Source organism: Peribacillus sp. Aquil_B1 (assembly GCF_022603275.1).
Taxonomy (GTDB): domain Bacteria; phylum Bacillota; class Bacilli; order Bacillales; family DSM-1321; genus Peribacillus.
In genome coordinates this window covers 265,828-278,372 of record NZ_JAKXEE010000004.1, presented here as the reverse complement: position 1 = coordinate 278,372, position 12,545 = coordinate 265,828, and the positions used below count along the sequence as shown (strand labels likewise).

The following is a 12,545-nucleotide window of genomic DNA, read 5'->3' as shown; positions in this document are numbered from 1 at the left end:
TTCACTTCTTTTCACCTTTCTTTTCACGCAGTACATCACTCAATGACGTTGAATTCCAATTAAGAGTCGGTATGTCCGTGGTGCCAAAGCTTTCTTTCAGCAAATCCGCCACTGTTTGACTGGAAAAGAACTCTATCAAAAGTTGATCCGCCCGGGAAAACATCCGACGAAGGACGTCCATCCCCTTCTCTGCATACTCTCCATCTTTAAACGCTTTTTCTATAAGTCCTGTATCCGGAAACATCGAAATGGGACCTTCCATCGCCTCAATAATTTCAAGGTTTTTAATCTTATCTACACTTTTGGCAAGAGTAAGGCCCCCGTTATTACCAGGAACGGAAGTGATTATCTGCTTAACGACCAATTTCCTTATGATTTTTTTCAAATAAGAAGGAGAAACCTCTAATCGCCTGCTGATCTCATTAGACGAAAGCGGTACATTTTTATCCTGGGTAGAGAGGATAACGATGATGCATATAGCTTGCTCGACCCCTTTTGTTAATTGCAAATCAGTTCACCTCATTTGGTATGTATGTGGATATTTAATATCCATAATGGATATTCGGTATCTATAATTAAAACCCGTTTCACCTTAAAAATCAAGTCATTTCTAGAAAAAATTCCTAAAAAAAGGTGAACCCCTATTACAGCACAATAAGGGGTTCACCTTTTCAAGGTCTTTTATAGGTCTTTTAGAAATTCATTGACCGCTTCTGGAGTTTTAGCATTTGCACTGTGCAGGTGCGCAACCTTTTCCCCATTTTTAAATACTAATAGTGATGGAATCCCCATTACCGTCTGCTCTTCGGAAATCTCAGGGAACTCGTCACGATCGATTGTAAACCACTGTTTGTCTTGATGTTCTTGAGTGATTTCATCGATGAACATGTCTAAACGTTTGCAGTCCGGGCACCATGTAGTCGTAAAAATCCCGACCGTCAGTCCCTCTTGGTTGATTTGTTCACGGTATTCCTGTTCAGTATTGATATTTTTCATGATTGTCTCCTCCGGGCTTTTCTTATCATCATACTTTAATCCATGAATTAATGTACTCAAGGATTAATATATAATTAATTCCTGCTCAGCACAAACGGTTTATCCTGAACTATCTAACGCTTGCCCGATTATACTTAGCGCTAAGCCAGCCGCCCTTTCCTGGAGTCCAAATCTCTCATTTATGAAAGAGGAATCCTCGAAATGAATTCCCTATTTTCATCAAAGAAAACGATGCCTCTGCAGAAGTGATCCAATCGTGACGGCCTCCTGCCACTAATGTTGGACACGTTATTTGATTTAGCTGATCAACTAAGTTAAATGTTTTTAAAAATTCGACCCCTACAATAGCCGCTTTCAATTTAAAATTCGATTTCTTCTCTCGCATTATCTATTTTTCCGAATCAATTCTTACTTTTCCCCTTGATGAATAAAAATAGAGCGGTTCCATGACTATACTGAATTCAGCCATTTGCTGTTTTCCATAGTCCCCTCAATAGAAGTTTTGTCATCCATTTTTGCTCATCCATAATTCTTCTATTTTCACCAACCCCTTCTTCTCCGAAAAAATGGCTTGGCAGTACAACCAGGTCTTGTTTATGTTTTTTCATTCGTTAACGCACTTTTTTCGACCCGTCCGCTCCTCATGGTTCGGGGTGTCACTTACGAACCTCTTTGGCCACAAAACTGAAAAAAGCCTGAAGCGGTTTTTCTGCTCCAAGCTTTTTTTATCTTTTGGCCTTCATGTAAATTTAAAACAAAGTTTGATCAAAACACACTATCAATATATTTAGTTTAGCTAAAGAATTAATACCATCGAGTATATGAATATTCCCACCAATAACCACCGCCATATACACCTTGAAAGAGAACATTAGCAGTAGCACATGCAGTATACCCTGCATCGTTAACCTGCATAAAGTTTAATGAAAATAGATTTAAAATGATCTAAGATACTTGACTGCCGTCTCAGCATAGATCTCGGCAGATTCCACTAAGTTCTCCACTGAAACCCGCTCATCGTACCCATGGATAGTTTGTTCCTGCCCAGGACCATAAAGGACGGTGTCAATGCCATGGCGCCGGAAGTGACTGGCATCACTTGAACCAAGCAAAAGTAAGCTGAAGACGGGTTCCTCCATTCCAAGGACACGCTGGATTCCCAGTTCTATGGCCCTTACAATTGGACGATTCTCTAAGGTCCAGTTCGGGTTAGTACAGGGTACTATAGGCTCTACAACCGCACCTGGCGCTACAGCACTAACAAGATTCCTAGCGACATCAAGTACAAACTCGGACTGCATACCGAATGGAACCCGCGTATCCACTTTAATGATACACTTGTCTGCGACGACGTTCACATTTGTTCCGCCCTGGATTACACCTGGATTGTAAGAGGGACGATAAAGTAACTGTGACAATAAGGGGTTTCCTGGATACTGAGATAGGAGCCACTCAGTATTGTACAAAAGTTGACAAGGCTCTGCCGGAGGCGTTGCCTTGAGCTCACATAGCTTGGTTAGTGCTTCGACCGCGGCTGCCCCTCTTCGTATGGCGGAGATTCCATAAAGCGGTTGTAGGCTGCCATGATCTGCCTGACCTGGTATGATCACCTGCATCCATGCCTTGCCCTTTTCGCCGGCATTCGGATGGTGGGGATCCGTTGGTTCACCAATCAGACAAGCATCCCCTTTAATCAATCCTTGTTCCAGGAGCGAGGCCACCTCAATGCCGCCAGTCTCTTCATCCGGAGAGGCAATAACTCCTAGGCTACCTTTCAAATTAAGAGCGGGGGCGAACTCCTGAAGTAGTCCAGCCACAAAAACCAGTGATGCCAAGCCTCCTTTCATATCGGAGGCTCCCCTACCCAAAAGCATACCCGCTCTGACCTCTCCTGAGAAAGGATCGAAGGTCCAATGTGAACAATCGCCAGCAGGTACGACATCTGTATGTCCACAAAATAGGAGCCGCGGACCAGGTACCCTGGTTAAGGGAGCATCACAGACCACGGTAACCAACGCATTTTCGCTACGGCGGTGCTCGGTAATCAAGAACCCTTTTGCTGCTAGGTAACGGCTAATATGGCGTCCCATTTCTGCTGACCGCTTCTTAAACTCGGGCGATGGGTTTTCAGATGGAATTCGAATAAATGAAGCTGCAAGTTCGACTAATTCCTGTTGCCTTGACCTTATCAGCTGCCGGATTATTCTGGTACTCATATAAATACATCCCCTCCATGTCCAGCATTAGCCGCAGTATTTCTATACTATTCTATGTGCTGTTCCTAGATCATATTTCTGAGGCTAAAAGTGGGGAAACATTTGATACATGTTCTTTTAAAGTCCCGTTGAAGCATACTTTCCCCAGCCTTAATTTCAAAACCATCATCAGTTTGTAAAAATAACTCGAATCCTAACACATCAACGTAAAAACTCCGCATTTCATCCCAGACATGACTATACAAAGTGACCTTATTGATAATCAACGTTCAATTCCCCTCCTCTTAACAAATATTGTAAATACATCCTGCACGTGTGCAAACATCCGGTACTATTCACAATTTATATAATTCTATTCACCCTTCCTGTTTTTAAAATAGATATCCAATTAATTAGCGACAATCCAACTCAAAAAGGACCACCAAATCGGTGGTCCTCGCTTCAGCTTTATTGAAGATCTCGCAGTTTACTCTCATTAACTCATTTTACATCTTAAAAAGGTTCACTCTTTAATTTTCAGTCCAAGCATGGCTGCAAAGACTATCGCTTGGTCAGGGGAAACTTCGCATCCTTTTAAATCCTCCGGGGATACGGTAAGCCTTTGAAATGTAGAACTGCTAATATCAATTCCTTTGAGCGGTGTCCGGGAAAAGTTCACTTCATTTAATCTGCATGTTTCGAACTTCACTTTGATGAATTTACACTCATAATAATCAGCACTTTCCAATGAGCAATGATCGAACTTCACTTGCTTTAAACTGGAATATCCAAAGGCACTTAAATTCAGGTTGCAATTCTCAAATGAGACATTCCCTAAACTTGCGTCAGACAGGTTAATGCCTAAAAGTTTGGACTCTTTGAATTCCACCCGATGAATCGAACCGCCCATGAAATCGGCATTCGTCAAATCGCAATGATCAAAAATGACATCCGTCAGCTCGATATTCCTGAATGATACATCGCTGAATGTCACATTTTTAAAAACAATCTGTGATAATACGATTTTATCCATCTTTTCTCTATCGATCGTGCTATTGGTTATGATACAGGAATCAAGATAAGGCTCATCTTGATAATATATTTCCTGAAAGTTCGCCTGAGTTAAGTCTTGGGGAATCTTTGGCTGTTCAATTTTGATTTTGCCTGACATATTATCACCTTTTCGCTTTATTCTCCAATCACTGGATAACCCTTACTTATTTAGGTGCTGCTTTTAACTGTATACCCAACCGATTAGGGTTCATCACCGGTAAATATAGCAACTGGTCTACTAAATTTCGACTTAACTATAAACTACATTTTAGTGAAGTTCAATCTAAGAATTTCGCGAAATTGACTATTATTTTTCATTATTTTGTGTCATCTTTCCACAAAAAAAGCTGCCTCATCGGCAGCCTTTCTTACTTCATGAACGTATTGAATCCTCTTGGCAACCGGAAATAATATAGAGCCCCACTTAATATGGCTATCATTCCGCCTATCAGAAAAATTGCTGTAAAGATATTTCCTCCGACAGTCGGGGAATGGGATACAAAACCACTTGAAAGCAGAAAAAGGATACCTAATCCCAAGAAGAATAGAGCCATTCTTTTAATCCTTCTTTTGAATAGGATATATCCTGTAAGTATGATAAAGTACGATGCGGCTAAGACCATAAGAACTGGAAATAACGGCTTGAATTTTGCGGCATGCACGAAATAATCAAAACTCGAAATATCATCTGCATCCATCGCCTGATCATCATTAACTTGTGTGAAATGCGTGGAATACCTCCATTCCCAAGGTCTATCCAGAATTTCACTGCCTTCGTACCAGGTACAAAACGTAAAAACTATAAAGAAAAGTGCAGTGATAATCATTTGTAAAAAATTCCTAAATGTCAATATCATCTCCTCCAGCTGTCATTATACCAATAAATGGGTGATAATCAACCAGAGCTTACGGTGTTAAAGCAATATGTAAACAAACACTTTTTCCTGAATAATATAATCTAACACTTTTAAGGAGCGTTTGAGATATGATCACTCATGGAGAAGACCTCCTTATTTCAGGAGCATGGTTACTTGGCATTGGAACACTTGTAGGTGCAATCGGGCAAACCCGGCAAACTTTAACGGGGACTAACCTCGGAAAGGATCTCGTCCTCAAAGGGAATGGCATTGAAGCCGTTGGAAATTCGCTGCAAGCAATAGGCCGTTCAAAAATGCTGAACCCGGAAAATGAACGATCGGAAGCCTATTTCATATTCGGTGCTTGGCTTGAGGCTATTGGCAATATCGCAAATGCAGTTGGAATAGATATGCAGTTGAGTGGTTCAGAAGAAGAGGGCACCAGGATCGATGCACTCGGCAGTGGAATCCAAGGACTAGGTGCCGCATTTGAAGCATTCGGGGCATCATTGACGGAGGAGTCCTTTTCACGCTCTCTTGAAATCAAGGGAAATGGACTCATTGCAGCGGGTTCTTTTTTGGAATCGATCGGAAATATCTTCATTTTAAACGAAAAACGACGGATGGGAGAACAAATTCTTTTACTAGGAAGCTGGACCCAGGTCTTCGGTGCATTTATATTGATCGATGCCTTTTCACTTGGCCCAGAACCCGAACAACCCGAGAAAGGCAAAAATGGACATAACGGCCAATATAGCTATGCCAACTATCGCTAAGGGGCCACTAGTTCGACCTTCATCCGATCGTGAACTTCGAAATATACCGCATAATGATCCTTCCCTCCGGCTGAATACTTGTCGGGATAAAGGATGGTAACTCCTCTGCCCGTTAACTTTCTGTCTATCTCATCAACCTAATGCCGGGATGTGGCGTGAAAGGCTAGATGGTTAAGACCCAATCGTCCCCTATGATAGGGAATGCGATAACCTTAGTAAAGGTTTACAGCCCTTTACCTCCCCCCTCTTACAATCACCACTTACGCAGGTCAGGTCCACTTATTTTAAGATTCCGTCATAAACCTCACCGCCGCCATTTATTTTGATGATTTTCAGGCGATTGGTATCTTTGACGAAGACGGTTTTATATTGTTTTTCACCGTTCAGTTCAATAAGGAATACTCGTTTACCATCGTTATCCGTTTCCTTATTGAATGTATATTCTTCGTTGCCGATTTGCTCGATGATTTTGTCATATTCGGGCAAAGAAGACCACTTTTCATGTTTAGAACTTGTTTGAGTTTCTGTTTGCGAGGGTTGTTTTTGTTGTTCATTTTCAGTTTGGGTTTGATTTTCATCTGTTGTTTGCACAGGTTTTTCCCCGTTTTCATCGGCTTTGTCATTATTGCAAGCAGATAGCATTGCTGCAGCGGCAATCAACGCGATCATAGATTTATTCATGCTTCACATCATCTCCTATTCCTATATTCCCATTCATTTTAACTAAAAACCTGATTTAACTAAACAAAACAAATCCGAGTGGACAGAATGGATTTGTTTTGCTATCATAGTTACTCAGGGTAACAATTACTAAGGGTAACTATATATTGTGTATAAGGGGTGTTTCTGATAGAGATTTACCAAAAGTTCTTTCAGCAATTTTTGCTGCTGTACCGTCCATTTGAAAATAATCTTAATATCCAACTGAGTAAGCATGATTTACACAGGGCGCAATGGTCCATTTTACATTTCTTATTCAATTATGATTCGGCAACGCTTGTAGAGCTTGCCAATTATCAAAGTGTGGAAAAACCAACGATTACGAGGACCATTGCCCGCTTGGAAGAACTGGGGTATGTCGAGCATGTGCCCAGTAAAGATAAACGCGAGAAAAGAATGCGGCTTACAGAGCTTGGCAAAAAGATTTACAGCGAAGTCCGCGTGACAATCGATCAATATGAACAGGATATCTTGAAAGGGATCACGGAAGAGGAACAACTTGCAGCCATACGCATCATGGGCGAAATAAGAAATAACATTATAAAGTAAGGAGATAATAACATGGATCAATCCAGAGCCAGACTGTGGACGAAAGACTTTGTCATCGTCTCGTCCATCAATTTTTTCATAACATTAATCTTTTATTTACTGATGGTGACACTAGCCATCTATGCTGTTAATGAATTGGATGCTTCTACAAGCGAAGCCGGACTCATATCGGGTATTTTCATTATCGGGACGTTGATCGGACGTCTGTTCATCGGCCGTTTCATTGATTCAATCGGCCGTAAGAAAACATTATTCATAGGTTTGATCTTTTTCACTTTGACAACACTTCTATACTTTGTGGACCTTGGAATTGGCTTCCTGCTTGTTAACCGCCTGATCCACGGGATGGCGATGGGGATGGCAAGTACTGCGACTGGAACGATCGTCGCCCAGATCATCCCGGCAACACGAAAGGGAGAAGGCATCGGCTATTACAGCATGAGCGCAACACTTGCGACGGCAATCGGCCCTTTCATCGGTCTGTATATGGCCCAGCATACAAGCTTCCAAGTCATTTTCAGTTTCTGTCTGGCTTTAGGTGTGATCAGCCTGATTACTGCATTCTTCCTGTATGTCCCGGCATTGAAAGTGACGGCCAAAGTTACGGAAAGCAAAGGATTCAAGCTTTCCAATTTCATTGAACCTAAGGCACTGCCCATTTCAATCATCACTCTGTTATTGGCATTCTGTTATTCCAGTGTCCTTTCTTTCATCAGTTTTTATGCCATCGAAATCGATCTGGTCAATACGGCAAGCTTCTTCTTTGTAGTGTACGCAGTAGCCGTATTGTTATCACGTCCTTTCTCAGGACCATTGATGGACCGGAAAGGATCGAACTTCATTATGTATCCGGCTTTCATGATTTTCGGAATCGGCTTGCTGCTTCTAAGTATGACAACCAATAGTTTCACTTTACTGGCAGCTGGTTTCCTCATTGGCCTCGGATTCGGTAATATGCAATCAAGCTCGCAGGCGATTGCCGTTAAACTAACACCGCCTCACCGAATGGGGATGGCAACGTCCACCTTCTTCATCATGCTTGATGCAGGACTTGGATTCGGCCCTTATATTCTCGGATTCATCATTCCGGTAACAGGTTATAGCACACTTTATGTCATCCTGGGCGTTGTGGTCATCTTAACCTCCGTCCTTTACTACTTCTTGCACGGCAAGAAGGAACGTATAGCCAGAACGAACTTGGCTTCCATTTAAATGAAAAAGGGATATCCTATTGGAGGATATCCCTTTTTCATTTAAAGCTTTTTGAAACAGGATCTAGTTATAGTGATCCTTATTTTACTTCCAAGTCCTCGATAAAAAGTTCAAAACCTTTGCTGTTCTTTTTATTAATGACTGTTTCACCTTTATATAAAGTCTTTCCAGTCTTTATATCTGCAATCAGAAGTTTGGCAGGTTTGTATGTTAATAAGCCCTCCTGATTCATTCCGTTCAATAGGAAGTACACACGCCCGTTCTTAAAGGCAGCGGCATATTGCTCTTCTTTATTAGCAGCTATATCCAGCTCCGTGTCACTCGTTAATTTTCGACTGCTGAGGTCAAACGTTTTAATGCGATATTTACCTGATTTCAGTTCAACTGCATAAAGGTTTTTTCCGTCTGCATATCCTGATCTAGCCATGTCCAGGCTAAGTGATCCTTTTTTAACCGTTTCTAATGTTTCCGTTTCATAATTATAAGATAGCAACTTGCTTTCCTTTAATTTTTCCTTAAAGCCATCCTCATGATTTACCCCTTTCATTAACGAAATTAAAACCATGTTGTTAGGCTGGGAGGGAGCAACATCGATTGGCATCTCAAAATCAACTTGATTTGGGTCAGTAAAGGTTTCAGATACAAGGGTTTTATCGTTCAAGACTTTTTTATTGGCTACATCGATTGTATACAGATGAACCTCTTTTGTCTGCTTCTCATTGTTGGAATTCACATCATTCATCGTTAAAACCTGAAGTTTTGAATGAACCAATTGCACATCCCTGACATCAATATTCATGATTCTCCCTTGATTCGGAAGTTCAATTTGGAAAGAGGTTTCCTCTTCATCTTTCTTTTCCAGTAAACCGATATCAAACTTTGCTTCCATCTTTCCGTTATTCGTAATATCGCTATTCACCCAAGCGTAAGCAAGAAAATCATCGTCTTCATATAAAGAACTGATGGAATCCTTGCCACGCATAAATGAACGATGTTCTTTTACCAATCTTTCAATTAGATGATCTTGTCTTCCAGTTAAGTTCTCCAAGTAAGACCTTTCGCTGGCATATGTCGTTGTATTGGATTCAATTGTTAATGGTTCATAAAAATTACTGCCATTTTGAAGCGTAGCATTTATGATCACCGGATCAAGCTCTTTATCGCTGCCTTCCAGTGTCTTGAACGTATACTTTGGAAGGCTGGAAGCGGAGGAAGCTACTTTGACATAATAGGTCCCGATGCTTAAGATGACAACCATTCCAATAATGATGCTGCATAAATAACGTTTCACCTTGTTCACTCTCCTTTAAAGTTGTTATACGGTAACGCGATTTTTCAATAACCAAGCACCAAGCCAAACCGATAATCCCGTCAAAATGATCCCTATTGCGAGCATCAGGCCAAATAATTCATTAGGATAGAAATAGAAATTACCGATCTCCATTAAAACTGGGGCTAAAAACAACAAAGCAGCGAGTCCGCAATATACCAAGCCCATTATGATTCCTTTTATGCGGAAGCTTCTTTCAAACATGATAGCCGTGAATAATATCGACATGATCATTAGACCGATGCCATAGGAAAGCAGGAATTGAGTGAACGTGCTTGGGATGATCAATGACAAAACCTGACTGATTTTTGTTATGTTGGAAATTGACATTTCATTTAAGAACGCTTCCGGCACATTTGAATTAAATAGGGCATTTTCCATCGGTAAAATAATGATTTGGAAAGCAATCAACCCTAATACCATCAGGAAGATGGCTGTAGCTTTTGAAAGGTAGATGGATAATCTGGATGTTGGCAACATCAATAGACGATAAATGAATGTATTCTTTCCAAACCAATCACGATACCAAATAAGGAAAATGTAAAAAATAAGGGCAACCGCACTCAGCGCAATCGGTCCTACAAACAAGAGGGTATGGGCAATATGACTAAAATCAATGCCTCCATAATTGGTAATATAAGCGGCTTCAGATAGTCTTTCTTCCGCCATGATATCCCTGGCATCTTTAAGAAGACTCTTCGTTATGATGATCACTCCAGCAAATTGCGAAACCAAGGTTATCAACAATAAGCTAAGATAGATTTTACTGAAACGGTTGATTTCAAAGTTCACTAGTTTTATATATCGCATCATGATTGATACACCTCTCTCATTACATCGACTACCGATTTCCCTTCCTCTTCCCGCATTTCTTCTGTATTGAACTCTTTAAGCACTGTACCGTTATCCAATAAAATGACCTTATCGATCAAATGTTCAATATCACCAATTTCATGAGTCGTGATGATGACTCCTCTATCTTCAATCAGGTGGCTCGCAAAGACATCGGCAATTTGCTCGCGGCTAAACATATCGATTCCCGAAAATGGTTCGTCCATCAGTACATAATCGACGTCAAGGGACAAACCAAGCATCAGGTTGAGTTTAGCTGTATTCCCTTTTGACAATTCCGAAATGCGACTCTCCTCTTTAAGCTTGAAAAACCCCATTAGTTGGTTAGCTCTTTCCGGATTCCAGGACGTATAGAAATCCGACATGAAAACCATGGCCTGTTTAACGGTCATTTGCGGAAGCATGGTCGGTGCGTCTGGAATGAAGGTGATTTTTTCATAACTTTCCTTTGTCATTTTTTGATCATCGATCAGGATTTCACCTTTATATGGCGTCAAGCCCATGATCGCTTTGAGTGTTGTCGTTTTACCGACACCATTTATCCCGATCAGACAGGTGACTTCCCCTTTATTGGCTGTAAATGAAACACTATCCAAGATCTTTTTCCGCCCATAATTCTTGGAGATCTTTTTTACTTCTATCATTTTTCTTCCTCCTCCCTTATTTCTTCCGAGTATTTTTCTTTAACCACACGCAGCAGTTCTTCAACTGGTACATTAATCGGACGAATCGCATCGACAAACGTATCGACGGCTGCCAAAATCAATTCCTGCCTTACAGCCTGTAAAATCGTTTCATTCGTCGTGATTTGACTGGGGAAATTTCGTTCAGTATGAATCAAGCCCTGTTCCTCCATTTCTTTATACGCTTTTTGAGCGGTATTTGGATTTATGTTCAGTGAAGCCGCCAGTTCCCTTCGCGAGGGAATTTCCTGTCCAGCTACGAATTTGCCTATGGCTATTTGTTCTTTAAAATGCCTAACGACTTGCAGATATACCGGTTCCCTGGTATTTACGTTCATTAAAACCACCCCCTATTTATTTAAAAAAGTCTGAAATACGCGTATGTACTAAGTGGTTCATACACTTTATAGATGTACTATACCCGTAATACACCTAAGCTGTCAACAATGAATTCCAGAAAATGAAAACCCCGAATGCGCAGTGCAGTCGGGGTTTTTTAAAAGGAGATGCTAAAATCTCATTGAAATAGATGATGAAGGAGACGATCTTTATCTTCAAAAAACTGTTTCATTAACAAATAGTGATTGGACTCCTCTAAAGTCACCTCACTCATTCCCTCATCTGAAATTTGGAGGATTTTAGCATCCGGGTAGGCCATGATGATCGGGGAATGGGTGGAAATGATGAATTGGGAACCTTGTTTGGCAAGCTCATTTATCCTCGCCAGCATCGATATTTGTCTCAATGGTGACAAAGCGGCTTCAGGCTCATCGAGGATATACAATCCATTACCTTGAAATCGTTCTACAAAAGCAGAAAAAAACGATTCCCCATGAGATTGCTGGTGAAGTGATTTTCCACCGAAGGAATCAATGATTTTCGACCCAAACGATGCCTCCCTGTCCAATTCCTCTATATTCGTAGCTAAATTATAAAAGGTTTCCGCTCTAAAGAAAAAATGATCCGTCGGTTTGTACACGCCTTTTTTCAAACGCAGGTATTCGTCCAAATTGGAATGTGAATCATAATTGGAAAAATTGAAATTCAACGTTCCGCCTTCCGGATTGAAGCCATACGCAATCGCAATGCCTTCAAGCAAGGTGGACTTCCCCATTCCATTTTCCCCGATAACATACGTAACACTGGGATGAAAAGCAACTTCTTGAAGATGCCTGATAACCGGCAGATCAAGAGGAAAATGGTCATACGAAGATATTCGATTCCTATTCAGGTAGATGCCCCTGATGTACTGTGAATCATAATCTAGTTTCATTTGTAATCACCTTCTGTAGAATATATTTAGAACTCTGTTATGTCCTTAA

At 40.9% G+C, this 12,545-nt stretch carries 15 protein-coding genes and 1 pseudogene; 3 read left to right on the top strand and 13 right to left on the bottom strand.

Features of this window, described 5'->3' with window-relative positions; genetic code table 11:
* Nucleotide 1: 1 nt before the first annotated feature.
* From MPH60_RS22630 to MPH60_RS22605, 6 genes are all read right to left on the bottom strand, one after another.
* Nucleotides 2–508 carry an RrF2 family transcriptional regulator gene (locus MPH60_RS22630; protein ID WP_076370178.1) on the bottom strand — a complete coding sequence of 169 codons (507 nt, stop codon included), beginning with the start codon at nt 506–508 and terminating at the stop codon, nt 2–4.
* 173 nt (nt 509–681) lie between these two features.
* Nucleotides 682–1,044 (bottom strand): thioredoxin family protein, encoded by a 363-nt coding sequence (locus MPH60_RS22625; protein ID WP_371748549.1) that lies wholly within the window; start codon nt 1,042–1,044, stop codon nt 682–684.
* A gap of 413 nt (nt 1,045–1,457) precedes the next feature.
* Nucleotides 1,458–1,604 (bottom strand): hypothetical protein, encoded by a 147-nt coding sequence (locus MPH60_RS22620; protein WP_241589948.1) that lies wholly within the window; start codon nt 1,602–1,604, stop codon nt 1,458–1,460.
* Between the two features lie 327 nt (nt 1,605–1,931).
* The gene (locus tag MPH60_RS22615; RefSeq protein ID WP_241589949.1) at nt 1,932–3,212 is read right to left on the bottom strand and encodes a M20 family metallopeptidase; all 1,281 of its coding nucleotides are present in this window, start codon (nt 3,210–3,212) and stop codon (nt 1,932–1,934) included.
* 502 nt (nt 3,213–3,714) lie between these two features.
* Entirely contained in the window at nt 3,715–4,362 is a 648-nt protein-coding gene (locus tag MPH60_RS22610; RefSeq protein ID WP_241589950.1) for a pentapeptide repeat-containing protein, read from the bottom strand.
* Nucleotides 4,363–4,612: 250 nt separating this feature from the next.
* Nucleotides 4,613–5,095, bottom strand: coding sequence for a DUF4306 domain-containing protein (locus tag MPH60_RS22605; RefSeq protein WP_241589951.1), 483 nt, complete (start codon nt 5,093–5,095; stop codon nt 4,613–4,615).
* A gap of 134 nt (nt 5,096–5,229) precedes the next feature.
* Here MPH60_RS22605 and MPH60_RS22600 point away from each other — a divergent pair, with 134 nt between their 5' ends.
* On the top strand, nt 5,230–5,877 hold the full coding sequence (locus MPH60_RS22600) for a DUF6944 family repetitive protein (RefSeq protein WP_241589952.1): 648 nt from the start codon (nt 5,230–5,232) through the stop codon (nt 5,875–5,877).
* Here MPH60_RS22600 and MPH60_RS22595 read toward each other — a convergent pair.
* A pseudogene (locus MPH60_RS22595) lies at nt 5,874–6,080 on the bottom strand (VOC family protein); the annotation flags it as partial. The gene MPH60_RS22600 and the pseudogene MPH60_RS22595 overlap by 4 nt on opposite strands.
* 76 nt (nt 6,081–6,156) lie before the next feature.
* Nucleotides 6,157–6,558, bottom strand: a complete 402-nt coding sequence (locus tag MPH60_RS22590; RefSeq protein ID WP_241589953.1) for a hypothetical protein — start codon at nt 6,556–6,558, stop codon at nt 6,157–6,159.
* 168 nt (nt 6,559–6,726) lie between these two features.
* Here MPH60_RS22590 and MPH60_RS22585 point away from each other — a divergent pair, with 168 nt between their 5' ends.
* Entirely contained in the window at nt 6,727–7,146 is a 420-nt protein-coding gene (locus tag MPH60_RS22585; protein WP_241590155.1) for a MarR family winged helix-turn-helix transcriptional regulator, read from the top strand.
* A 12-nt stretch (nt 7,147–7,158) separates the two neighbouring features.
* Nucleotides 7,159–8,358, top strand: coding sequence for an MFS transporter (locus MPH60_RS22580; protein ID WP_241589954.1), 1,200 nt, complete (start codon nt 7,159–7,161; stop codon nt 8,356–8,358).
* Nucleotides 8,359–8,437: 79 nt separating this feature from the next.
* On the opposite strand, the gene MPH60_RS22575 is transcribed toward MPH60_RS22580, so the two are convergent.
* The 5 genes from MPH60_RS22575 to MPH60_RS22555 all read right to left on the bottom strand — a co-directional run bounded on the left by MPH60_RS22575 (nt 8,438) and on the right by MPH60_RS22555 (nt 12,496).
* On the bottom strand, nt 8,438–9,649 hold the full coding sequence (locus MPH60_RS22575) for a hypothetical protein (RefSeq protein WP_241589955.1): 1,212 nt from the start codon (nt 9,647–9,649) through the stop codon (nt 8,438–8,440).
* 24 nt (nt 9,650–9,673) lie between these two features.
* Nucleotides 9,674–10,501, bottom strand: a complete 828-nt coding sequence (locus tag MPH60_RS22570) for a hypothetical protein (protein ID WP_241589956.1) — start codon at nt 10,499–10,501, stop codon at nt 9,674–9,676.
* On the bottom strand, nt 10,498–11,184 hold the full coding sequence (locus MPH60_RS22565; RefSeq protein WP_241589957.1) for an ABC transporter ATP-binding protein: 687 nt from the start codon (nt 11,182–11,184) through the stop codon (nt 10,498–10,500). Before MPH60_RS22565 ends, MPH60_RS22570 begins: the two co-directional genes overlap by 4 nt.
* A complete protein-coding gene (locus MPH60_RS22560) occupies nt 11,181–11,561 on the bottom strand; it encodes a GntR family transcriptional regulator (RefSeq protein WP_241589958.1) in 381 nt (126 codons plus the stop codon). The genes MPH60_RS22565 and MPH60_RS22560 overlap by 4 nt, the downstream gene beginning before the upstream one ends.
* Before the next feature lie 179 nt (nt 11,562–11,740).
* The gene (locus MPH60_RS22555; protein WP_241589959.1) at nt 11,741–12,496 is read right to left on the bottom strand and encodes an AAA family ATPase; all 756 of its coding nucleotides are present in this window, start codon (nt 12,494–12,496) and stop codon (nt 11,741–11,743) included.
* Nucleotides 12,497–12,545: the final 49 nt, after the last annotated feature.